The following is a 21,766-nucleotide window of genomic DNA, read 5'->3' on the forward strand; positions in this document are numbered from 1 at the left end:
CTTCAAGGCCGGGAGTTTGAACATCAAAAGTAATTAACGCGCGTCGATAGCGGCTTGTGCGGCCTCTACCACCTCTTCACCAATCCGCGGCGCCCATTTTTCGTAAACGGACTGGGTGGCATCGACAAACGCCTGGTACTGCTCATCGGAAAGCTCGGTTACTGTGACGCCGCGCTCTTGAATCGCCGCAAGCCGCTCGCCCTCTTCTTCACGGGTCATGGCGATTTCCCACTCACCCGCTTCTACCGCGGTTTCGCGCAGCAGGGTTTGCTGCTCTTCGCTCAATGTTTGCCATACCTGCTGATTGACCGCAAAAATCAGTGGGTCATTCATGTAGTTCCAGAGTGTCAAATGCTCCTGGCCGACTTGATCAATGCGCGCGACGTCAAACACAGAGAGTGGGTTTTCCTGGCCATCAACGGCGCCGGTGGTCAGCGCAGGCTGAGCGTCTGTCCAGCTCATTTGGGTGGGGTCGGCGCCCAATGCCGAGAAGGTATCCTGGAACAGCGGCGAGCCAACAACGCGGATTTTCAGGCCGTCCAAGTCGTCTGGTTGGCTAATCGGCCCGCGAGAATTGGAAACCTGGCGGAAACCGTTTTCACCCCAGGCTAACGGGATAACGCCACGAGATTCGATTGCTTCAAAAACCAACTCCCCTGCTTCACCACCGGTAACCGCATCAACGGCGGCTTCATCGGGAATGAAGAACGGTAAAGAGAATAGATTAAGTTCCGGCACCTGGGGCGACCAGTTGATGGTCGAGCCCACAGCGGCGTCGATCAGCCCGGAGCGCATTGCAGAAAATTCGCGGGTTTGGTCACCGGAAACCAACTGAGAGTTGGGGTAAACGCGCAGCGTTAACTCGCCGTCGCTGTGCTCCTCAACTAGTTCGGCCCACTTCTCAGCCGCCTGCCCCCAGGGGAAAGCGTCAGACAAAACCGTAGAAACCGAGAGTTCGCGTGCTTGTGCAGAAAGGGAGGCGGTCAGCAGAGCCGCACCGGCCAAGCCAGCGGTTAAACGAGCCATTGGGCGTGTCAGCGTCATGGTAGATCCTTTTTTAGCTATTTTTATGATGTGCGTTTAGTGGTGTGCGTGGACAGCAGTTGTGAAGCTTTTCGAGAAAGCCCCACTTATTGTATGCACTTAGGGCGCGAAAGGAAGTCGCCTAAGGTCGGCATGTGGCAGTACTGGCCCTTGAGACCAGGGTATATGGCAACACCAAATTGTCTACTTGCCTCCCTTCCAGCACCTCGATCAACATCGCAACAGCTTCGCGTCCGAAGGCTTCCGCCGGTTGGGCAATCGTCGTCAGCGGCGGGTCGCTGTAAGAAGCAAACGCAATATCATCAAAGCCTGCCACCGAAATATCCTCCGGCACCCGCAGGCCCGCTTCTTTGATACGGCTTATAGCGCCTATGGCCATTTCATCGCTTTCACAAAAAATGGCGGAGGGGCGCTCCGCTAAAGCAATAAGCGTTTCAGCCGCCTGATAACCAGAACGTGGCGTGAAATCGCCAGGACAAAGCAGGCACTCATCTAACGGAATGCCCGCTGCGCTCAACGCATCCTGGTAGCCTTGTTGGCGGTCACGGGTCAAGGGGCTGCGCCGAGGCCCTTTAATCATGCCAATTCGACGATGCCCCAGGGAGATCAAGTGCTCGGTGGCCTCCCGGGCTGCCGCTCGGTTATCGAGTTTGACGGTGGGACAGGGCGCATCGTCCAGCACCTCGCAGGCATTGATCATGGGCAATACCGCCCCAGCAGGAAACGCCTTTTCAGAAAAAGGGTTAAAAGCACGCAGTTGAATCACGCCATCCGCCTGGCGGGTACTGACTAAACTGGCGTATTGGGTTTCCATCGCCTCATTACCAAGCGTATTACACAGCAGAACGCCGTAGCCGCGTTCTTGGGCAGCTTCCTGAATACCGCTGATTACCCGCGCAAAAAAGGTGTTTGCGATCGTGGGTACCAATACCACTAAGTTATAAGTACGTTGAGAGCGAAACTGAACCGCCATCAAATTAGGCTTGTAGCCCGCTTGATCAACGGCCTTCAGCACTTTTTCCCGGGTGGCCGGTGAGACGATATCCGGCGACTTTAACGCGCGTGATACGGTCGCTACCGATACCCCCGCTAACTCGGCGACCTTACGTATATTGGTCATGGCCTCCCTTATCACTAGGTAATCGCCGTAAGCAGATGGTTGCGCGGCATTATTCATATCAGCTTAACGTATCCCAGCGTTAAACTCAGCGCGCGATGTCCCAACCCTTCGCGCGCACCGATAGACCTTTGTCGCATTGACGCTTATAGCGTGAAGCCCTAATTTCAAGCCAAATGTAACCGGTTACATTATCGTCTGTACAAGCGCAGCAAGCGCCACCTGAAAATTCATAAGTTTTATTAAAGCAGGAGCCTCTCTATGCCGCGGCCCAATCAACCCCGCATCCGCTTAGGCATGATCGGCGGCGGACAAGGGGCGTTTATCGGCCAAGTTCACCGCTTAGCTGCTCGCCTCGACGATACCTGCGAGCTGGTATGTGGCGCCTTTAGCCGCTCGGCGGATAACAACCAGCTGACTGGCGAAGCGTGCCACCTCCCCGACGAGCGTATTTACGCTGACTGGCAGCAATTACTGGAAGGCGAGCAGCAACTTCCCGCCGAACAACGCATGCAGTTATTGGTGATCGTAACGCCTAATCATCTTCACGTGCCGATCGCGGAAGCGGCCATGCAGGCAGGTTTTCATGTGTTTTGCGAAAAACCGTCGGCAGTATCGCTCCAAGAAGCTCAGCGCTTAGCAGAAAGCTGGCATGCCAGCGGCTGCCTGTATGGCTTGGCGCATACCTACTTAGGCTACCCCATGGTATGGCAAGCCCGAGAAATGGTGAGCGAGGGCCAAATAGGTAGCATTCGCAAAATTCATGTGGAGTACCCCCAGGGCTGGCTAGGCGAGCATTTAGAACAGCAGGGTAATAAGCAAGCCGCGTGGCGCACCGACCCTACGCTCGCAGGTATCAGCGGCTGCATGGCCGACATTGGCACCCATGCTTTCGGCCTCGCCGAGTTTATTTCCGGACATCGTGTTAGCGCTCTCTGCGCCTCGCTTGCCAGCCACGCCGATGGCCGCCAATTAGACGATGATGGCGATGTACTGCTGCGCACCGATCAAGGCGCCAGCGGAACCCTCATTGCCAGCCAGATCTGCAGCGGGGAAGAAAACGCACTTAAAATACGTATTTACGGCGATAAAGGGGCATTGGAGTGGCACCAAATGGAGCCCAACAGCCTGTTCTACCGCCCGCTTCAAGCACCGATGCGCACCCTCCGTGCGGGCATCGACCAACCCGACCTTTTCCCCAGCGCGATGCAGCGCTTGCGCCTACCCGGCGGCCACCCAGAGGGGTATCTGGAAGCACTCGGCAACCTTTACCGCGACTTTGCCCACGCCATTCATCAAGGCAAGCAAGGCGACGTTGAGGGCGTTCCCGGTATGGCCTCCGGGCTACGTGGCATGGCGTTTATCGAGGCCGTCACCACCAGCGCCAAAAGCGAACAGAAATGGACTCCACTGCCTGCCACTCAACTAACGGGAGCCTAATCATGCCAAACACCCACAAAGGCATCCGCGGGCCCGCCATTTTTCTGGCCCAGTTTATCGGCGACGAAGCGCCTTTCGATAGCCTCGACGGTATCGCTCGTTGGGCGGCCGAACAGGGCTATCAAGCCATTCAGCTACCCACTGCAGACAGTCGTTTTATCGACCTGCACAAGGCCGCTGAAAGCCAAAGTTACTGTGATGAGTTAAACGCCCGCTGTGAAAAAACCGGCGTTGTGATCAGTGAACTCTCTACCCACTTACAGGGCCAACTGGTCGCCGTGCATCCCGCTTGCGACGACTTATTCGATGATTTTGCGCCTGTTGAGCTACACGGCAAGCCGCAGGAGCGTACCGAGTGGGCCATTGAGCAGCTAAAGCTGGCTGCCAAAGCCAGCCAACGGCTTGGTTTAACGGCTCACGCGACGTTTTCCGGGGCGCTGCTATGGCCCTTTGTTTACCCCTGGCCCCAACGTCCTGAGGGGCTAGTCGAAGAAGGGTTCAACGAGCTGGCCCGGCGGTGGCGGCCAATTCTGGATGCCTTTGATGAGGCAGGTGTTGATCTGTGCTTTGAGATTCACCCTGGCGAGGATCTTCACGACGGTGCGTCTTTCGAGCGGTTCCTGGCGGCAGTGGACAACCATCCACGGGCGAAAATTCTTTATGACCCCAGCCACTTACTGCTGCAGCAGTTGGATTATCTCGAGTTTATCGACCGCTACCACGAGCGTATCGGCATGTTCCACGTTAAAGACGCTGAATTTAACCCCAACGGCCGCAGCGGCGTTTATGGCGGTTACCAAGGCTGGGTAGAACGCCCTGGACGCTTCCGTTCATTAGGCGATGGGCAGATCGATTTCAGCGGGATTTTTAGCCGCCTGACGCAGTACGGATTTGATGGCTGGGCGGTGCTTGAGTGGGAGTGCTGTATTAAGGACGCCGCCCAAGGCGCTGCAGAGGGCTCACCTTTTATCGAAGCCCATCTGATTCAACCCGCCGGTCGCGCTTTTGATGATTTTGCCGGTGTCACCACCAGTGTTTCGCGCAACCGTCGAATTCTTGGTCTTCCTTCACACCGTTAATTGACTGTTTTTTTAATCACAACCACAACAAAGGATCACGTCATGGCTATGATACGCACACGACTCAGTATCATGATGTTTTTGCAGTTCTTTATCTGGGGCGGCTGGTTTGTCACCCTGGGCACCTTCCTGGCCAACAACCTCAACGCCAGCGGTGGTCAGATTGGCATGGCGTTCTCCACCCAATCCTGGGGTGCCATTATTGCCCCTTTCATTATTGGCTTGATCGCTGACCGCTATTTCAACGCCGAGCGTATTCTCGCCGTACTCCACTTAGCAGGCGCTGCGTTAATGTACGGCCTGTATGTCGCCAGCGATTTCAGTACGTTTTACCCGTTAGTGTTGATGTATATGATTATCTATATGCCGACACTGGCGCTGGTTAACTCAGTCTCTTTTCGCCAAATGAGCGACCCAGGCCAGGAGTTCGCCAAAATCCGCGTATGGGGAACCATCGGTTGGATTATCGCGGGCTTGGGTATCAGTTACTTATTCGCCTGGGACTCTTCTCAAGGCATCGCCGACGGCATGCTGCGTAACACCTTTTTGATGTGCGCTATCGCATCATTAGCCCTAGGCCTATACAGCTTTAGCCTGCCCGCCACGCCGCCTAAAGCAAACGGCCCGGTTGGCTTAAAAGAAGTACTAGGGCTAGATGCACTGGCCCTGCTAAAAGACCGCAACTACGCCATCTTCTTTATCGCCTCTATTCTGATTTGTATTCCGCTGGCATTTTATTACCAAAACGCCAACCCTTTTCTGGCAGAGATCGGCGTGACCAATCCAACCGGCAAAATGACCCTGGGCCAGGTATCGGAAGTGCTGTTTATGCTGTTGCTACCGGTCTTTATTCATCGCTTTGGTATCAAGAAAACCTTGCTGATCGGTATGCTGGCGTGGGCGCTACGCTATGCGCTGTTTGCGTTCGGTAACGCCGATGAGATGGTGTTTATGCTCTTGATTGGTATTGCACTGCATGGCGTGTGCTACGACTTCTTCTTCGTGACCGGCCAAATCTACACCGATGCCCGCGCAGGGGAGAAGTTTAAAAGCTCTGCCCAGGGCATGATCACGCTGGCCACTTACGGGGTAGGCATGCTAATAGGCTTCTGGGTAGCCGGTCAGATTACCGATCACTTCTCCACCAACGGCGCGCACGACTGGCAAGGCATCTGGATGTTCCCAGCAGCATTTGCTATCGCGGTGCTGGTGTTGTTCTACCTCACCTTTAAAAACGATAAAAGCGTAACGGCTAAGCCTAACGTGTAAGGGTATAGAGCATAATAACAGCCGGGTGTATTGGCGGCACCCGGCTTGCTATTTTATAAAATTTTCAAATACTTAATGAGCACAACATCCCCGTAAAACGGCTTTATTTGTTACACACTAAAAAGGCCCGATATTGCGCCTACGACAACCTCAACAATAGTCATGATACCTTCAGCTACCGACATGACGATTTCTAGCAGCACCTCTAAAACTCCCTCACTGCTGGCAATCACGGGTATTGAGATACCAGCGAGAGCAATCCCCATCGCGCCAATCGCCACCACTTCAAACCCAATGATCACAATATAAAGTAGCGCCCCGATTAACGCACTTGCACAAACTGAGTTTAGCGTCTTAATCTTCACTGACCTTTGTTTTCTAGCCGCCACTCCTTTGCCTCCTGACAATAGAATTAAACTCATCTAAATGAATGGCACAGCCGAAATCTAAAACTGTCCGAGCAAATACAGAGCCAACACAATCAATGCAATCAAGCCCACTACTGCACACAAAGCGCCGTCGGATCGACTCCTATGCTCATCGAGATATATCACTTTAGAAGCCGAAGGATATTTTCCCAAAGTAACTAGTTTACAGATTGGCCAACCAACCCAGTAACAAATTGTTCTAAAGAATACCTCTGCCAGTATGTAACCTATTCCCCTAAAAAACCCCCTGCCTATCTCTTCAAAAAAGCCGTCCATAAAACTCCCTTTCGGTTAAACGTAAATACATAACCAAATCCGCTTTCTTTTCACTTCTATTTTGCCATAGCCGGGAATTGCAGCTGGCTTAATGGCTAACGCTCACCTTCCAGTTCGTGCCATACGCGCAGAATCATGATGACGCTCGGATGTACTGAATAGCGGATAACGTACTTACCAAAGACCATGTCACGAACAGAATCCGGTGCCATTTCAACCGGCGTTCCCATTTTGGGGAAGTCTGGCAGTAAGTCGATTTTGCCGACCAGCTCAGCTGCTATCCGGCCGGCTGCTGATGGATTATGGATGGCGATGAACTCTCTAAGGCGCTGCAAATCTTCAATGGCTTCATTCGTGTAAACCAGTTTCACCTATCCGACCTCGGCGCATCCTGCTCATTTTCGGTTCCCCAGCTATTGAGCCAACGATGAACCTCGCTGCTATCAACCACCTTCCCCTGTGCGGCAGACTCCATTGCCTCCAGCGTTTGCCTCCAACGCTCTTGCTCAAGCTGTTGCTTCTCGATGTATTCCGATAACGCCTGGTTGATCACCCAGCCTTTGCTCCGGTGGAGCCTGCTAGCGATAGCTTCCAGATGCTGTTCAACATCCGCCTGAAGACGAACTGTAGTGACACCCATATCTATACCCTCAACCCTGATGACTACAATGTATTACAGCATAGTCAATGAGATTGCTGCAAAAATTTAATCTTGTACAAAGCATCACGCACGGCTGGGGAATAGCGCAGTGACCATCGCCGTAGCAGGCCTTGTTGTAGCATCTTTCGAGCCTGCTCATACTTAGTGATAGCCGACTCTGGCCTCTGCCTCCAGCTTCTCTGGATATAGTAGGAAGGTAATGGTTACGCCGAGTTTTAATATACCGCTGACAGCCCCCATTAGTATCAAAGGCCAACCAAGCTCAAGTCCGAGTACAATTCCAAAGAATACGTTCGAAACGTCCTTGGCAAAGAAAACCAATGTCATGGGAAGCGAGAGAGCTCCAGTGCATTTCGCTTGCCATATTTTCCTTATTTGCTGAATACCGCCCTGAAGAATGATCAGTGTTGCGAAAACAGCAAGGGACTCTGCTGCCACCTCACCCAAATGGCTAACTTCCTCCCGAAAAAATAAAGCGCCGAACGCTGCTAGCAAAGCGACTGAAGCGGTTAAAAATGGCGCCCTTTGCGATAGAGGCAACCGATCCCGGAAGATCTCAAACAGTACGATCCATGTGGCCAGTGAAGCAATCAATCGAGTAAAGAAGATATAATAATCAATATCTTCTAGCATTATCGAATAAAGCAAAAATGAATAGAACGCGATGAAGCTTGAAAAGAAACCATTCACCGAAAGTGACTGGGTCGCGTAGCCGAGCTCAGCTCCTCTTGGGTCGGCAATTTTCCGTTGCCGTACCTTTCTAATCTGAACAACCAAACCTACCAGGCACCCAAGAAAGAGAAGCGAGCTGATAGTTCCTGCCACGTTGTAAAGAGTCATAACACTTCCATGCTTTTCCCAAGTTATAACCGTGATTATACCGCGCATCTAATTATCGAATGAGGGTGTTGCACTCAGAGTCTGCATCCACCCAATTTATAGCTATACGCTCATACACAACCCGAGCATCAGCAGAAACTTCTTTCCTAATTACATTAAAGAAAAAGGCCATACGCAAAGCATCAAGAAAATTCATTGATGTTTTTCGCTTTAGTTGTAACCCCCGCTCTTAACGGTAGACAAGCCGTAGCGAAGCGGAGATTGCGCATTGGTTGCTTGGCCTGATTATAAGCCAATGTACCTAAAGGCCATCTCAGCTTCGCTATAATCTCGAATCGTTTGAGGGCTAGAAATGCAATTCCCGACTGAGACGAAGTTGTACCCCAGAGTTTCAGATGCTTTCTGATCCCAAGGTCCGTCTCCAAAATAGGTTATAGAGTCGTAATGACCGTTACCCGCGCGCCTTTCTGCCAATCGCATAATCTCTATCCTGCTAAAGTGATCCGAAGGCGAAGCCAGTGGTATAGACGAAAAGCTGATACCTGCAGCTTCAAGCTTCATCCTCGCGGATTCACTCCAGCCACCAGTAGCAAATGCTAACGCAACATCCTGACGTGCAACGAGCTGCGATATAAACTCATAAGCTCCAAAAATAGGGAGTACATCGTGACATGAGATGTAATCCGCTACTCGACTTACGAACCGCGCCTTCACTTCCTTTGTGATTCGCTCGCTGTCACTTTGAAGATTCAATTCTTCAATCACCTCAGCGAGAATTCCAGAATCGGTCACATGATTATAGCGGCTCCAATCAGGGCCAATGGTCACACCCAATATATCCTTGGTTGCTGCTTGAAAGCATTCTGTATCGAAATCGTACGACTCGACTAGCGTTCCGTCTATGTCGAATAAGACTAGGTGCACAACCGCCCCCTTGGCTTATAAAAGTAATTATACCGCGCATCTAATTATTGAATGATGGGAATAGTTAATTTTACCTAATAATATTGTATGGAAAAGCAACGTACAAAACACTAACCCGTGATGAAAAAAGTTCGAGGCCTGCCAAAAAGCCCAGCCCCCGATACTATATAGCATCAGAAGACTGGGCTTGCTCGCTTAGGGTGCTTATAAGCGCTCTGCTATAACTCTCTTACCCATATGTTTCGAAAGCTAACGTCCGCATCGTGATCCTGCAGGTAAATGGGCGCGCAGCCGTGGGCTTCGTCGTAGTTGGGTTCGCCAATCCACTCGGTGGTGCCTTGCACTTCAGCATGGTGCTGAACCACTACACCGTTATGCAGAACGGTGATGTAGGCAGGCGATTCAAGGGCGCCTTCATCATCAAAACGTGGCGCGGTGTAGAGGATGTTATAGCTCTGCCACTCACCGGGCGGGCGGGATGCGTTGACTAACGGAATATGCTGTTTGTAGATAGATGCCGCTTGGCCGTTGGGATAGGTCGGGTTGTCATAGGAGTCCAGCACTTGCACTTCATAACGCTCCTGCAGGAAGACGCCGCTATTGCCACGATCTTGACCCTCCATGCCATCGATATCGGCCGGCGCTCTCCACTCCAAGTAGAGCTGCACGTCGCAGAAATCCTGACGTGTGCGTATTCCTCCCGCGCCGCGATTCACCGTCATCACGTCGTCTTCCACGTGCCACTCGGCTGGCCCGCCCTCTTCGGCTTCCCACGCGCCTAAACCTGTGCCATCGAATAGCACGATCGCATCGGAAGGAACGCCCGTCTCAGGCACCGAAACCAAAGGTGGCACAGGCTCCCACACTTCTGTTTTGGTGGATTGCTGTTCGGGTGTCAGCGACTTATCCGAGCCGCCCTCCTGAGCCGCACTGTCGAATGCCAACAAACTGCCACAAGCCAATAAGCAGAATGCCTGGGTGTATTGATAGTTCATCAATGCTCTCCTTTCCATTATGTGGCCCAAGCAGGCTCGCCGTTATAAGGCGCGCAGCCCTCGTAGCGGCCTGGCACCGCTTCGTAGCGCAAGACTTCAGTCGCGCCAACTTCTGAGGTGAAGAAGCCGAACAGCGTTAGCTGCTTCATCATAGTGAAGTAGTGTGGAAACGCTTCCTCGCTATCCGCGTGCTCCTGGGATGACTGGGTTTCCGCCGTTTGATTTTGAGCGGTCTGGGTCTCTGCAGTCAGTGCCTCAGCAGGGGTTGGCTGCTTTCTGCGGGCCTGTTGCTGGGCGTGCGCCATCGCTTCGCGATCCAACTCGTTTACGAGCTCTAACCGCTGCTCGCCACTCAGCGCTATAAAATCACGTTCGTAAGCCGCTCTGCTGCGTGCCTCAAGCTGCGCTAAACCAAAATAGAACACCTCTCTTTCTGAGGGCGTATAGCAGTCGTTGACGAACAGGGCCATAAACTCCCCGACGCCAGCGTCTTTAGCACCTGGGGTATCGGTTCTCGGCAGAATGGTTTCGGCAAGCTCGTCCAGCCGCTCTACATCACGGCTGCTAAAGGGATGACCTGACTGGCCAGCATCGCTAAAGGCAAATAGGGATTTGCCTCCAATCATCGCTGTACCGGTAGTCAGGGCGATCATTTTGAGTAATTCGCGACGATTCATGACAAGTTCCCCCGCTTCAGCTCTTCCACCGCATAGTCCACCGCCCGAGCGGTAAGCGCCATATAGGTTAGAGAAGGATTTACACAAGAGGATGACGTCATGCAGGCGCCATCCGTAACAAACACATTGGGCGCATCCCACACCTGGTTGTGGCTATTGAGCACTGAAGTTTTCGGGTCACGGCCCATACGCGCGGTGCCCATCTCATGGATCCCCATGCCTGGCGCGTAATCGCCTACGTCACCTGTGACGTTCTTCACGCCCGCGGCCTCAAGTAAGTCGACCGCATCTTGAACCATGTCCCGACGCATATCGCGCTCGTTTTGCTTGAGCTCAACGTTGATCGACAGCACAGGCAGCCCCCATTTATCGCGAACGCTGTGGTCAAGGGAGATGCGGTTATCGTGATCGGGCAGCATTTCGCCGAAGCCTGTCATACCGATCGTCCAACCGCCTGGCTGGCTAAGTGCTTGCTTTAAATCAGCGCCGATATTGAGCTCAGCAATTTCGCGATCCCAGCCCTCGCGGCTCGCCGCGCCTTGATAACCAAACCCGCGCACGTAGCTTCGCTGCTCATCGCCTACGTTGCGAAAGCGCGGAATGTAAAAGCCCGCAGGACGGCGTCCGAAGTAGTATTTGTCGAGATAGCCTTCCACTTCGCCACTGGCACCGCAGCGGAAGTGGTGATCCATCACGTTGTGACCCAGTTCGCCGCTGCTACTGCCCAAGCCCCCTTCCCAGACATCGGTGGCGGAGTTCATCAAAATCCAGGTAGTGTTGAACGTAGACGCATTGAGGAAGATGACATCAGCGGTGTACTCATGGACTTCATGGGTCTCAGCGTCAATCACCTCAACGCCCCGCGCCCGCTGACGGTCTTTGTCGTACAGCACCTGGCTGACAATCGAGAATGGCCGTAACGTTAGATTACCTGTGGCCACCGCCGCGGGAAGCGTGGCGGACTGGGTGCTGAAATAGGCACCATAAGGGCAACCCAGCCAGCATTTATTGCGGTATTGGCAGTTGACGCGATTTTGTTCCGGCTTTGGCTGGGTAATATTGGCGACTCGGCTGTGGATAAGATGGCGCTGCCCACCAAAGGCCTCTTTAATACGCTTGGCGGCATCTTTTTCCACGCAGTTAAGCGGTATTGGCGGCAGAAACTCGCCATCGGGAAGAATATCTAGCCCTTCCTGAGTACCTGCAATACCGGCAAAGCGCTCCACATAGTCATACCACGGGGCGATATCTTCATAGCGAATCGGCCAATCAATGGCGATGCCTTCACGCTGGTTGGCCTCGAAGTCCATAGGGCTGAGCCGATAGCTTTGCCGCCCCCAAAGCAGTGAACGCCCCCCTACGTGATAGCCGCGAAACCAGTCAAAGCGCTTCTCTTCCACGTAGGGATTGGCCTGTTCATCCGCCCACATGCCCATGGTGGCTTCGTTAAGGGGGTAGTCGCGCCTGAGCACGGGGTGTTTAGCGATCATCTCCTGGGTCGGCTCATTGCGGTGGGGATAATCCCACGCCTCTTTATGGGCATTGTGGTAATCCTTCACGTGTTCAATGTTGCGCCCACGCTCAAGCAGTAAAACCTTCAAGCCTTTCTCTGTAAGTTCTTTAGCGGCCCAGCCGCCGCTAATGCCTGAGCCAACCACGATGGCATCGTAGTGATTATCTGGCATGGTCATCTTCCTTATTGTGTTGTTGTTCGCGTCGAATCACACATCGCAGCGCTGAATAGCTGCCTGCAGTGATTCTATTTTTGCCTGTTGGCTAGTACGGTCAGGGAGAAATTCTTGGGCGATATAGCCCTGAAAGCCGGTATCTCGAATAGCGCGGCAAATCGCGGGGTAGTTGAGCTCTTGGGTGTCGTCTATTTCATGGCGCCCAGGCACACCGGCAGTATGGTAATGGCCGAAAAAGCGATGGTTTTCACTGATAGTGCGAATGACATCGCCCTCACTAATCTGCATGTGATAGATGTCATAGAGCAGCTTGAAGTTGGGCGAATCGAGGCGACGGCAAAGCTCAATGCCCCAAGCCGAGTTGTCACAAAGATAATCGGGGTGGTCGATTTTGCTGTTGAACAGCTCCATCTGTAGCACCACGCCTTTTGCCTCTGCCTGGGCAAGAATCTCCTTCAGCCCCGTTTCGGCATTTTGCAAACCCTGTTCAGGGCTCATACCCCGGGCATTGCCGCTAAAACAAATGAGATTGGTGTAGCCCGCTTGGCTGACCAGATCGATATGATGGAGGTATCGCTCAATCAGCTCTGAGTGAAAGCGGGTATCGCCCCAGCCATCCTCAAGGCTCAACTCAGCGCCATTACACATGGAAGAGTCGAGCCCATACCGCTGAAGCACAGGCCACTCTTCTGGCCCCACCAGATCAATCGCCGTAATGCCCAACTCAGTTGAAAGCTGGCAAAGCTCTTCCAAAGATAGAAAATCGAATGTCCAACGAGCGACTGAATGATGGATATTGCCTTTTAGCGCCCGCTGAGAAGGCATATCGTCAGCCAGGGTTCGAGAGCCAATCTGAGATAGCGCCGCCAGACCAATAGCACCGGTAACGCTGTGGCGCAGCAAGCTACGCCGATCAATAAGGTAGCGCTTCATAAAGCATCCTCGCGTTCGTCATCTAAATGAGATGGCCTAGGCGTGCATTACTCTTCTCGAAGCGCTGTCAGTTTTTCCTGTAAGAAGCTGTTGCCCTCGGTAATCACCGCTTCTGCGTCTAGTGGCATATCGTGTTCGATGATGTACCACTCAACATCAGCGGCCTCGATGGCGGGCAAGATTGCATCCCAATCCAGTACACCTTCCCCGAGTGTGGCGAAACCGCCCTCTTCTTCGGCGGTGCCTTCTGGAGCATTATCTTTGGCGTGTACAGCAAACAGTTGGCCATCGAAACGCGAGACATACTCAACCGGGTCAAACCCGCCACGTGCCACCCAGGCGATATCCAATTCCGCCAGCAGATCAGATCCAGCCGCATCAAACAGATGCTCTAACGCGGTTTTACCGTCATACACTTCCATCTCGAAATCATGGTTGTGGTACGCCAAGCGGAAACCTTCGGCATCTAGCTCAGCGGCAATATCACCTAGCTCTTTACCCAGCGCCTGCCAGCCTTCGGCATCGCTAGGGCGTGCGTCCTCGGCTAGATAAGGCATTGTTAAGGTATCGTTACCCACCGCCTGATTGAAAGCCACCGTGTCGTCTAAGCGATTGCGCAAATCGTCTAGCTGCACATGACTTGAGATCACCTCAAGCGCGTGCTCTTCTAACAAAGCGTTGAGTTCTTCGGCTGTCACGTCCTGGGTGCCCACCGTCTCAATGGCAGAGATTCCCGCTCGATTTACGGCGGCTAACTGCTCCTCCAAATTGCCAAAATCACGCAGCGTATACATTTGAACAGCAATGGGTAATTCTGCTGTGCTGCTTTGTTGAGCTTGAACAACGCCAGGCACACTCAGCACTGACAGCGCCACTGCACTAGCAGCCAGCAGAGCCTGTGAACTCAAACGCTTTGGGCGTAGCGGGGTATCCATATCCACCTCATTGTTGTTGGATTGTTATATATTGTGAAAGCGCCGACGCAAAAATGTAATCGGTTACATTTTTTTAGAACATCTCAGTAAAATGTGCAAGTCAGCCGCTTTTTTTACCGCTTTTAAGGGGACAAAAAGGACTTAATACTCACACAAGTCAATTCACAACCAATTGGTTATCAACAACATATAGACTATTAAAGAAAAAACTAATACTTTGGTATCAAGCAGTAGCGACGCTTACCTGCAACTCATTTCACTATTATTTTTGCCGTCTCCCAAGCTGATACAATGGCTATCGTTTCCATCCACCAACGGACATCAACGTGCCACTACGCGACCTGCTGCTCGGCCTCTTTGTTATCGCCATTTGGGCGCTGAATATCATTGTTATCAAGGTCGGTGTAGCGGAGCTGCCGCCGCTATTAATGACCACCCTACGTTTTATGCTGGTCGCAGTTCTGCTGGTGCCCTTCTACCCGGTGGCGCGGGTGCAATTGCCGTTTTTGCTACTGTTATCCATCACTTTCGGCAGCCTCCACTTCGCTCTTCTGTTTATTGGTTTGGAGCATGCAGAAGCAGGTACCGGCGCGCTTTTAGTACAGATGGGCACGCCCTTTGCCACATTGCTAGCGGTAATCTTTCTAAAAGAGAAGCTAGGCCCCAAACGGATTGTCGGGCTGCTACTCTCTTTTGCTGGGGTAGTCGTACTGGCCGGTGGGCCAACGCTGCCCTCTCCTTTACCACTGGCGATTCTGTTGTGCAGTGCCATGGGCTGGGCGGTGTCGCAGCTGTTGATCAAGCGTGGCCCGCCCATTGCGCCGATGGCGTTGGCAGGCTGGGTGGCGCTGTTCGCGGTGCCTCAGGTAGGGTTGGGGTCATGGCTATTTGAGAGCGGTCAGTGGCAGGCGATGCAGCAAGCAACTTGGTTAGGCTGGGGGGCGATGATTTACACCGCCGTAATGTCGTCGATTGTCGCTTACGGGATTTGGTATGCGCTTTTACGCCGTCACCCGGTTAATCGCGTGGTACCCATGACGCTACTCGTACCGGTATTGGCAGTCGGCCTAGGCGCGCTGTTAATGGGCGACAGCCTAGGCGTGCATAAACTAGTGGGCGGCGGCTTAGTGGTCGCGGGTATAGCCCTGATTGTGATCAGATTTCGCCGCCGCCGATAAAGGTCATATCGAGGGAAATCAGCGTAGCGACATCGGCAGCAGCGCCGTCATCGAAACGTCACATATCCACTCAGGCCAATCAGTTAGACTGAACAGTCACCAAGCCGGGAGTTCCCTATGCAGATGCTGGCGCTTTACAGTATCAAGGGGGGCGTGGGCAAGACCGCCTCCGCCGTCAACCTCGCCGCCGAAGCGGCACGCGACGGCAGGCGAGTATTGCTGTGGGATCTCGATCCGCAGGCCGCCACCACCTTCTATCTACGCAGCAAACCCAAAGTGCGTGGTGGCGTCGGCAAACTGGTCAAGGGCAAGGCCGATCTCGACCGGGCGATCCGCGAGACCGACATCGAAGGGCTCGACCTGCTGCCAGCGGCGCTGGGCTCGCGTGACCTGGAAGCGTCGATGGAAACCCGCAAACCCAGCCGGCTGCGTAAGATCCTCAAGCCGGTGATGAGCAGTTACGACCTGGTGATACTCGACTGCCCGCCGAGCCTGTCGGCACTCGCCGAGCAGATCTTTTCAAGCGTCGATGCCCTGCTAGTGCCGATGGTACCGACCACCCTGTCGTTGCGCACTCTTGAGCAACTGGACGGTCATCTCGACGCGGTCGACCATGCCTGCCCGATCTGGCCATTCGTGACCCTCGCCGACCGTCGCAAGACCCTGCACCGCCAGGTGATGGAGAGTCTCAGCGAACGCTGGCCGAGGCGCCTATCGACGACCGTGCCCAACGCCAGTGAGGTCGAGCGTATGGGTATCGAACGCGCTCCGGTCGGGCATTTCGCCCGCAGCAGTCGGGGCAGTCGCGCCTACACCGCGCTGTGGCGAGAGATCGCGCAGCGTATACAATGACCTTCTGAGCTTCGCTCTGCTGTTAATTGGCTTGCAGCAGGCGGAAGAGGTACCGGCGCGCTGTTAATGGACGACAGCCTAGGCGTGCATAAACGAGTCGGCGGCGGCTTAGTGGTCGAGGGTATAGCCCTGATCGTGGTCAGGTTTCGCCGCCGCCCAGTTTAATCTCCAGGCTGGCAGAAACCGACTTCTTCAGGAATAGAAACACAGTCCCCTACTTTGATACCGCGCTCAGCAAAATAGCCGCCATTAACCTCTAGCGCTGAATGATAAGCCGCACCTGCAGGATAAGAGGGGCAGTCGCTCGGCGACGAGGATTCACAGGGCTGCATAGTATTAATCGCCACAATCCGCCCATCGCTATCGATAAAGGCAATATCCAGAGGGATTAGCGTGCGATACATCCAAAAGGCATTGTTGGCCGACTGCTCGCTCTCAAAGCGAAACAGCATGCCACTTTTTTCGGGCAAGCTCTCACGCCCCATTAACCCGCGCTGACGCTGAGAAGCCGTTTCCGCCACTTCAACCTCTAGACGATGTGGGCCGCCCTCGCTGTGAATAGCCAGCGCCAGCGTCTGCATCTCTTGTGCAGACGCCTGCCCCCAAGCAAACGAGCTGAGTAGCGACATCGGCAACAGCGCCGCCATCGGTAACAGTAAAGACGCCTTAAGCAGCGTGCGACGCGTGGGATCCATGCTTACTTCCTTTTGTCATGCGCATCTGCGCGAACTTGGTGGCCTGGCAAAAGGTAAATGCCTGCTGCCAGCAGCGAAACCTTCACCACGGCGCCGCTGGTTAACTGATTACGCCGGGCGGCATGGGTGGCAATATCAAAACGTAACATATCGCCGTGATCGACGCTTAGCGAAACTGAAGTGATGCCGCCCAGTACGACCAGTTCGCTAACGGTGGCAACGACCGGGTTCTCCCGCTCGCCGTGTGAAGGACGGCCGCGACGGTGAAGCACAATATCGGAGGGCGGCAAGTACCAGGTGACTGTTTCACCCAGCGTCAGATTATCTAGCCCCTCGGCTACCTCTAGATAATTTTCGCCCCACCGCAGCCGACGCTTGCCGTCCTCATCCACCACTATCCCTTCAAACAGATTATGGCGGTCTAACAAGCGCGCCACCAGCGGCGACAACGGCCGACGAAAAAGCACATCAGGAGCATCTTGCTGCAGGCTGACGCCGTTATGCAACACGCAGATTTGGTCGGCCAGCGCGGCGGCTTCTTCCAGGTCGTGGGTCACCAGTACAATAGGGATGTCGATCTGCTGACGCAGCAGCGCCAGCTCGCGCTGCAACCGCCGCCGGGTCACTTGATCCACCGCCGAAAACGGCTCATCGAGTAACAGCACTTTGGGGTCGCGGGCCAAGGCACGGGCCAGCGCCACACGCTGGCGCTGGCCCCCCGAAAGCGCGTTGGGGTAGCGCTTGCCCAGCCCGTCTAAACGCACCTTGGCTAGCCACTGCTCGGCCTGTTCACGGCGTTGCGGTTGGGGCAGGTGGCGCAGAGGAAGTTGAATATTTTGCGAGGCGGTTAGGTGCGGAAATAGCGCATAGTCCTGAAACACTATGCCGACCTGTCTACGCTGGGGCGAGAGTGAATGCTTACGTTCGGCGTCAAACCAAACCTCTCCAGCGCACTCCACTCGCCCGCCCTGGGGGCGATAAAGCCCGGCAATGGTGCGCAACAGCGTGGTTTTGCCGCTGCCCGATGGCCCTACCAGCGCCAGCAGTTCACCGGGTTGGCAAACAAACTCGGCGGCCAGTGGAATCGGCCCCGTTTGATTGACCGCCACGCTCAGCCCTGCAAGCGGCCCAGAGACCGGCTCTGTGATGCGAGAATCAGCCACGTACCCACCGTCTGCGCCCGGCCAGCCCATAGACGAGCCCCAAGGTAATAAACGATACCAACAGCAGCAGCGCCGACATCTGTGCAGCGCCCTGTTCATCGAAGGCCTGGACGCGATCATAGATGGCAATGGCGAGAGTGCGGGTTTCACCATCAATGGCGCCACCCACCATCAAGATGACGCCAAATTCGCCCAGCGTATGGGCAAAGGTAAGCGCTGCCGCTGACATAATGCCTGGCCACACCAAGGGCAGCTCGATGCGCAGCAGCGTCTGCCAAGGGCTTAGCCCACTGCACCAAGCCGCTTCACGCAGGTTGTGGGGCACATGTTCAAAGGCACGCTGAATGGGCTGCACGGCAAACGGCAAATTGGCGATCAGGGAGGCCAATAGTATGCCAGTGAAAGTGAAATTCAGCCCGCTACCGGTCATTGCTGCCCAAAACGAGCCCACTGGCGCGTCGCGGCCAAAGCTCAACAGCAGATAAAAGCCCAGTACGGTAGGCGGCAATACCAGCGGTAATGCGATCAGCGCTTCACATAGCCCTTTGCCGCGGAAACGCGCATAGGCCAGAGAGCGACCTAGCCAAATAGCGATGGGTAGCAGGATAAGACAGGTGAACGCCGCTAGGCGTAATGAGACCGAAAGCGCCGACCAATCCATTATGCTCCTTCCATTATTCGACGCTAAACCCGTAGGTACGCAAAATGGATTGTCCCTCGTCCTCTTGCAACCACTGATAGAAGGCCGTGGCAATATCTCCAGCCTGATTGGTCAGTACCATTCGCTGGCGTAGTGGGCTATGCCACTCTTCAGGGATAAGTACGTACTCACTTCGCTCACCTAGTGTGGGAGCCAGCGCCAAGGAGTAAGCCACCAGCCCACCGCGCGCATCGTCGGAGAGCGCAAACTGCGCCGCCTGGGAGACATTTTCGCCCAGTATCCGCAGCGGCTCTGTTTGCTCCCAAAGCCCGGCGTACTCAAGCGCCTGCCGCGCCGCCACGCCATAGGGGGCGTGTTCGGGGTTGGCCAGGGCGATGCGCTCAGTAGTCCCCGCCTCTAACGCGGTTTTAACCGCTTCAAGCGGCGTCTCCTCGTTAGGTAAATCACCACGCCCTGCGCGCTGCAGCCACACTAAACGACCAATGGCGTAAATCACGCCCTCATCTTGTGTGTAGCCCTCCTCATAAAGCGCTTGAACGTAGCTCTCGTCAGCGGAGAGATAGAGCTCAAAGGGCGCGCCCTGGGCAATTTGACGCCGGAAGTTGCCTGACGAGCCAAAGTTTAGCCGTAGGGCGTGGCCGGTTTCCTGCTGAAACTGCTCGGCGGCTTCTGTCAGCGCAAACTGTAGATCAGAGGCCGCCGCCACGATAGGCGCCTCCGCCTGCGCAGGGGAACCTATCAGAAGCAAGCAGGCGAGCAGCAACCCATGCGCTAATTTAGCTTTTAGCATGCTCGTCAGTAATCTCCATTACCTTCATGGTATTGGTGCCGCCATGGGCGTTCATATGGTCGCCGCGAGTTAGGATTACATGGTCGCCAGGTTTGGAGATACCGGTCTTGACAAGCATCTCGAGGGCACGGTCGTTTAGCTCGGTGGCGCTCATTTCGGAGGTATCGAACGGTAGCGAAACAACACCGCGGTAGAGCGCCATGCGGCGTTGGGCAATGGGATTATGCGCCAAGCCGACAATCGGCAGGCCCGAACGAATGCGCGAAGCGATCAGCGGTGTATAGCCCGATGAGGTCATACAGGCAATCGCGGTAATGCCGGTCATATGGTTGGCCGCGTACATGGCGGAGAGCGCAATGGTCTCGTCAGGGCGGGAAAAGCCTTCATGAATACGGTGACCGGACTCCTGGGCGGTTTTTTCCCGCTCAGCTCCCAGGCAAACACGTGACATGGCTTCTACGGTTTCCAGCGGGTAGTCGCCCGCCGCGGTTTCCGCCGAGAGCATGACCGCATCGCTGCCATCCAGCACCGCGTTGGCCACGTCAAACACCTCAGCGCGGGTGGGAAGTGGCGCTGAAATCATGCTCTCCATCATTTGCGTGGCGGTAATGACCGCACGATTTAGCGAACGTGCTCGTTTGATCATGCGCTTTTGCACGCCGACCAACTTGGCATCGCCAATTTCTACGCCTAGATCACCGCGCGCCACCATGACCGCCTCAGAAGCTTCGATAATGCCATCCAGGGTGGCATCATCCGCTACGGCTTCGGCACGTTCGACTTTGGCCACCAGGCCAATCTCTTTACCCGCCTCACCTAATAAGCGGCGTGCTTCGAGCATATCTTCAGCATGGCGGGGGAAAGAAATGGCCAGGTAATCGACGCCAATCTCAACGGCGGTCTTAAGGTCTTCTTTATCTTTTTCAGTCAATGCCGGAGCGGAGAGTCCGCCGCCCTGCTTGTTGATGCCTTTATGGTTAGAGAGCTTGCCACCCACTACCACGGTGGTATGCACCTGTTGGCCGTCAACACGGGCCACATCCAGCACTAAGCGCCCGTCATCTAACAGCAGGCGATCACCGGCGGTAACGTCTTGGGACAAGGTCTTATAGTCGCAGCCGACTTGATGCACATCGCCCGCATCGCCATCCAGCGCCATATCGAGAATAAACGGCTGGCCCTCTTTAAGCACCACAGCCCCCTCTCTAAACCGCGCAATACGAATTTTGGGCCCCTGCAGATCACCCAACACCGCGACGCTGCGGCCTAGCTTGGCGGCGATTTCACGTACCTCGTTTAGCCGGCGGCGGTGATCATCCGCTGTGCCATGGGAGAAGTTAAGACGCACCACATCGACACCCGCCTTGAGCATGGCTTCCAGCACGCCTTCCCGGTCGCTGGCAGGACCAAGGGTGGCGACAATTTTGGTACGACGGATCGAGGAGAAGTGCAGTGCGTTCATAATGTTCCAACCATGCAATTTAGCGTGTAGTGACTTTTATTAAGTAACTCTATTCAGTAACCCTAGCTTACCAGTTTAACGCGCTCTATATGACAGCAGTGCAACGCAGAGGGTTGGTTTAAGTCAACGTCACGGTGATCGCGAGAGGAAACTCATCGCAGTTATTGCCATTACCACCTCGATCCACCACCAAAAACTCGCCTTCACGCTCCAACACCGACTGAATGGCGTGCCAGGTGCCTGCGCGGTAATTCACGCCCTGGCGGCCATCGGTGACAAAAGCCCGCACGTCTGCAGGGTTAATATGTTCCCCCGGTGGCGCTACCACCACAATAAAACGCTCCTGATGCAGCGGCATAAACGCCTGACTGCCCTGGGGGTGACGCTCTAAAAACGTTAGCTCCAACGGCAGTGTGACCGGCTGGCTCACAAAGATATTAATCAGCGTGTGAGCGTTTTCACCCAGTGTTTCCACCTTGGCAAGATCATGGTGGCGCTGCGTGCGCCCGGCGTTGATGGGAAACGACGCTGAGGTGCGCGCATCCATCACATCGCCAAAAGGGGCGAAGGCCTCTGCGGTCAACGGCTCGGCTTTTAGCTCTAGCATTGTTGTGTCCTTCTAAAGTTCTTTGTTACTCAGCGTGGCATGGCCACTTCCA

The 21,766-nt window shown here is 54.5% G+C and carries 23 protein-coding genes; 5 read left to right on the forward strand and 18 right to left on the reverse strand.

Features of this window, described 5'->3' with window-relative positions; translation table 11 throughout:
* Positions 1-33: 33 nt before the first annotated feature.
* Both RO22_RS16555 and RO22_RS16560 read right to left on the reverse strand, forming a co-directional pair.
* Positions 34-1,044: a DctP family TRAP transporter solute-binding subunit gene (locus tag RO22_RS16555; protein WP_041158855.1), complete on the reverse strand. Its 1,011-nt coding sequence runs from the start codon at positions 1,042-1,044 to the stop codon at positions 34-36.
* 121 nt (positions 1,045-1,165) lie between these two features.
* Positions 1,166-2,164, reverse strand: a complete 999-nt coding sequence (locus tag RO22_RS16560; RefSeq protein ID WP_039859393.1) for a LacI family DNA-binding transcriptional regulator — start codon at positions 2,162-2,164, stop codon at positions 1,166-1,168.
* A 258-nt stretch (positions 2,165-2,422) separates the two neighbouring features.
* Here RO22_RS16560 and RO22_RS16565 point away from each other — a divergent pair, with 258 nt between their 5' ends.
* Genes RO22_RS16565 through RO22_RS16575 form a run of 3 tightly spaced genes read left to right on the forward strand, consistent with a single transcriptional unit; the run spans position 2,423 to position 5,949 of the window.
* Positions 2,423-3,601: a Gfo/Idh/MocA family protein gene (locus RO22_RS16565; RefSeq protein WP_041158856.1), complete on the forward strand. Its 1,179-nt coding sequence runs from the start codon at positions 2,423-2,425 to the stop codon at positions 3,599-3,601.
* Between the two features lie 2 nt (positions 3,602-3,603).
* Complete coding sequence (locus RO22_RS16570) at positions 3,604-4,680, forward strand: sugar phosphate isomerase/epimerase family protein (protein WP_041158857.1); 1,077 nt, start codon at positions 3,604-3,606, stop codon at positions 4,678-4,680.
* Positions 4,681-4,722: 42 nt separating this feature from the next.
* The gene (locus RO22_RS16575; RefSeq protein WP_041158858.1) at positions 4,723-5,949 is read left to right on the forward strand and encodes a nucleoside permease; all 1,227 of its coding nucleotides are present in this window, start codon (positions 4,723-4,725) and stop codon (positions 5,947-5,949) included.
* 110 nt (positions 5,950-6,059) lie between these two features.
* On the opposite strand, the gene RO22_RS16580 is transcribed toward RO22_RS16575, so the two are convergent.
* The 10 genes from RO22_RS16580 to RO22_RS16630 all read right to left on the reverse strand — a co-directional run bounded on the left by RO22_RS16580 (position 6,060) and on the right by RO22_RS16630 (position 14,306).
* Positions 6,060-6,338, reverse strand: coding sequence for a hypothetical protein (locus RO22_RS16580; protein WP_152618914.1), 279 nt, complete (start codon positions 6,336-6,338; stop codon positions 6,060-6,062).
* A 410-nt stretch (positions 6,339-6,748) separates the two neighbouring features.
* The gene (locus tag RO22_RS16590; RefSeq protein WP_041158861.1) at positions 6,749-7,024 is read right to left on the reverse strand and encodes a type II toxin-antitoxin system RelE/ParE family toxin; all 276 of its coding nucleotides are present in this window, start codon (positions 7,022-7,024) and stop codon (positions 6,749-6,751) included.
* Positions 7,021-7,293 (reverse strand): CopG family ribbon-helix-helix protein, encoded by a 273-nt coding sequence (locus tag RO22_RS16595; protein ID WP_041158862.1) that lies wholly within the window; start codon positions 7,291-7,293, stop codon positions 7,021-7,023. Before RO22_RS16595 ends, RO22_RS16590 begins: the two co-directional genes overlap by 4 nt.
* A gap of 162 nt (positions 7,294-7,455) precedes the next feature.
* On the reverse strand, positions 7,456-8,154 hold the full coding sequence (locus RO22_RS16600; RefSeq protein ID WP_041158863.1) for a PQ-loop domain-containing transporter: 699 nt from the start codon (positions 8,152-8,154) through the stop codon (positions 7,456-7,458).
* Between the two features lie 285 nt (positions 8,155-8,439).
* On the reverse strand, positions 8,440-9,078 hold the full coding sequence (locus RO22_RS16605) for an HAD family hydrolase (RefSeq protein ID WP_041158864.1): 639 nt from the start codon (positions 9,076-9,078) through the stop codon (positions 8,440-8,442).
* A gap of 218 nt (positions 9,079-9,296) precedes the next feature.
* Positions 9,297-10,073 (reverse strand): DUF1080 domain-containing protein, encoded by a 777-nt coding sequence (locus RO22_RS16610; RefSeq protein WP_041158865.1) that lies wholly within the window; start codon positions 10,071-10,073, stop codon positions 9,297-9,299.
* A 17-nt stretch (positions 10,074-10,090) separates the two neighbouring features.
* Complete coding sequence (locus RO22_RS16615; protein ID WP_041158866.1) at positions 10,091-10,750, reverse strand: gluconate 2-dehydrogenase subunit 3 family protein; 660 nt, start codon at positions 10,748-10,750, stop codon at positions 10,091-10,093.
* Positions 10,747-12,435 (reverse strand): GMC oxidoreductase, encoded by a 1,689-nt coding sequence (locus RO22_RS16620; RefSeq protein WP_041158867.1) that lies wholly within the window; start codon positions 12,433-12,435, stop codon positions 10,747-10,749. The genes RO22_RS16615 and RO22_RS16620 overlap by 4 nt, the downstream gene beginning before the upstream one ends.
* Before the next feature lie 36 nt (positions 12,436-12,471).
* Positions 12,472-13,371 carry a hydroxypyruvate isomerase family protein gene (locus tag RO22_RS16625; protein ID WP_041158868.1) on the reverse strand — a complete coding sequence of 300 codons (900 nt, stop codon included), beginning with the start codon at positions 13,369-13,371 and terminating at the stop codon, positions 12,472-12,474.
* Between the two features lie 47 nt (positions 13,372-13,418).
* A complete protein-coding gene (locus tag RO22_RS16630; protein WP_052475665.1) occupies positions 13,419-14,306 on the reverse strand; it encodes a sugar phosphate isomerase/epimerase family protein in 888 nt (295 codons plus the stop codon).
* Positions 14,307-14,632: 326 nt separating this feature from the next.
* Between RO22_RS16630 and RO22_RS16635 the strand changes: the two genes are divergently transcribed.
* Positions 14,633-15,484, forward strand: coding sequence for a DMT family transporter (locus RO22_RS16635; RefSeq protein WP_022522271.1), 852 nt, complete (start codon positions 14,633-14,635; stop codon positions 15,482-15,484).
* 117 nt (positions 15,485-15,601) lie between these two features.
* Entirely contained in the window at positions 15,602-16,336 is a 735-nt protein-coding gene (locus RO22_RS16640; RefSeq protein ID WP_041158869.1) for a ParA family protein, read from the forward strand.
* A 161-nt stretch (positions 16,337-16,497) separates the two neighbouring features.
* Here RO22_RS16640 and RO22_RS16645 read toward each other — a convergent pair whose 3' ends face one another.
* The 6 genes from RO22_RS16645 to RO22_RS16670 form a co-directional block, all read right to left on the reverse strand.
* The gene (locus RO22_RS16645) at positions 16,498-17,031 is read right to left on the reverse strand and encodes a DUF192 domain-containing protein (RefSeq protein ID WP_041158870.1); all 534 of its coding nucleotides are present in this window, start codon (positions 17,029-17,031) and stop codon (positions 16,498-16,500) included.
* Between the two features lie 2 nt (positions 17,032-17,033).
* Entirely contained in the window at positions 17,034-18,194 is a 1,161-nt protein-coding gene (locus tag RO22_RS16650) for an ABC transporter ATP-binding protein (RefSeq protein WP_235270525.1), read from the reverse strand.
* The gene (gene modB / locus RO22_RS16655; protein WP_027958096.1) at positions 18,187-18,855 is read right to left on the reverse strand and encodes a molybdate ABC transporter permease subunit; all 669 of its coding nucleotides are present in this window, start codon (positions 18,853-18,855) and stop codon (positions 18,187-18,189) included. Before modB ends, RO22_RS16650 begins: the two co-directional genes overlap by 8 nt.
* Positions 18,856-18,868: 13 nt before the next feature.
* On the reverse strand, positions 18,869-19,645 hold the full coding sequence (gene modA, locus RO22_RS16660) for a molybdate ABC transporter substrate-binding protein (RefSeq protein WP_041158871.1): 777 nt from the start codon (positions 19,643-19,645) through the stop codon (positions 18,869-18,871).
* On the reverse strand, positions 19,632-21,107 hold the full coding sequence (gene pyk, locus RO22_RS16665; RefSeq protein WP_041158872.1) for a pyruvate kinase: 1,476 nt from the start codon (positions 21,105-21,107) through the stop codon (positions 19,632-19,634). The genes modA and pyk overlap by 14 nt, the downstream gene beginning before the upstream one ends.
* Positions 21,108-21,225: 118 nt before the next feature.
* Positions 21,226-21,714 carry an ureidoglycolate lyase gene (locus RO22_RS16670; RefSeq protein ID WP_041158873.1) on the reverse strand — a complete coding sequence of 163 codons (489 nt, stop codon included), beginning with the start codon at positions 21,712-21,714 and terminating at the stop codon, positions 21,226-21,228.
* Positions 21,715-21,766 lie beyond the last annotated feature (52 nt).

Origin of the sequence: Halomonas sp. KHS3 (assembly GCF_000830495.1) — a bacterium.
GTDB lineage: Bacteria > Pseudomonadota > Gammaproteobacteria > Pseudomonadales > Halomonadaceae > Vreelandella > Vreelandella titanicae.

Coding starts and splice junctions, on each gene's coding strand:
- RO22_RS16555 (WP_041158855.1), bottom strand. CDS start 1,044: ATGACGCTGACACGCCCAATGGCTCGTTTAACCGCTGGCTTGGCCGGT.
- RO22_RS16560 (WP_039859393.1), bottom strand. CDS start 2,164: ATGACCAATATACGTAAGGTCGCCGAGTTAGCGGGGGTATCGGTAGCG.
- RO22_RS16565 (WP_041158856.1), top strand. CDS start 2,423: ATGCCGCGGCCCAATCAACCCCGCATCCGCTTAGGCATGATCGGCGGC.
- RO22_RS16570 (WP_041158857.1), top strand. CDS start 3,604: ATGCCAAACACCCACAAAGGCATCCGCGGGCCCGCCATTTTTCTGGCC.
- RO22_RS16575 (WP_041158858.1), top strand. CDS start 4,723: ATGGCTATGATACGCACACGACTCAGTATCATGATGTTTTTGCAGTTC.
- RO22_RS16595 (WP_041158862.1), bottom strand. CDS start 7,293: ATGGGTGTCACTACAGTTCGTCTTCAGGCGGATGTTGAACAGCATCTG.
- RO22_RS16600 (WP_041158863.1), bottom strand. CDS start 8,154: ATGACTCTTTACAACGTGGCAGGAACTATCAGCTCGCTTCTCTTTCTT.
- RO22_RS16610 (WP_041158865.1), bottom strand. CDS start 10,073: ATGAACTATCAATACACCCAGGCATTCTGCTTATTGGCTTGTGGCAGT.
- RO22_RS16615 (WP_041158866.1), bottom strand. CDS start 10,750: ATGAATCGTCGCGAATTACTCAAAATGATCGCCCTGACTACCGGTACA.
- RO22_RS16620 (WP_041158867.1), bottom strand. CDS start 12,435: ATGCCAGATAATCACTACGATGCCATCGTGGTTGGCTCAGGCATTAGC.
- RO22_RS16625 (WP_041158868.1), bottom strand. CDS start 13,371: ATGAAGCGCTACCTTATTGATCGGCGTAGCTTGCTGCGCCACAGCGTT.
- RO22_RS16630 (WP_052475665.1), bottom strand. CDS start 14,306: ATGGATACCCCGCTACGCCCAAAGCGTTTGAGTTCACAGGCTCTGCTG.
- RO22_RS16640 (WP_041158869.1), top strand. CDS start 15,602: ATGCAGATGCTGGCGCTTTACAGTATCAAGGGGGGCGTGGGCAAGACC.
- RO22_RS16645 (WP_041158870.1), bottom strand. CDS start 17,031: ATGGATCCCACGCGTCGCACGCTGCTTAAGGCGTCTTTACTGTTACCG.
- modB (WP_027958096.1), bottom strand. CDS start 18,855: ATGGATTGGTCGGCGCTTTCGGTCTCATTACGCCTAGCGGCGTTCACC.
- modA (WP_041158871.1), bottom strand. CDS start 19,645: ATGCTAAAAGCTAAATTAGCGCATGGGTTGCTGCTCGCCTGCTTGCTT.
- pyk (WP_041158872.1), bottom strand. CDS start 21,107: ATGAACGCACTGCACTTCTCCTCGATCCGTCGTACCAAAATTGTCGCC.
- RO22_RS16670 (WP_041158873.1), bottom strand. CDS start 21,714: ATGCTAGAGCTAAAAGCCGAGCCGTTGACCGCAGAGGCCTTCGCCCCT.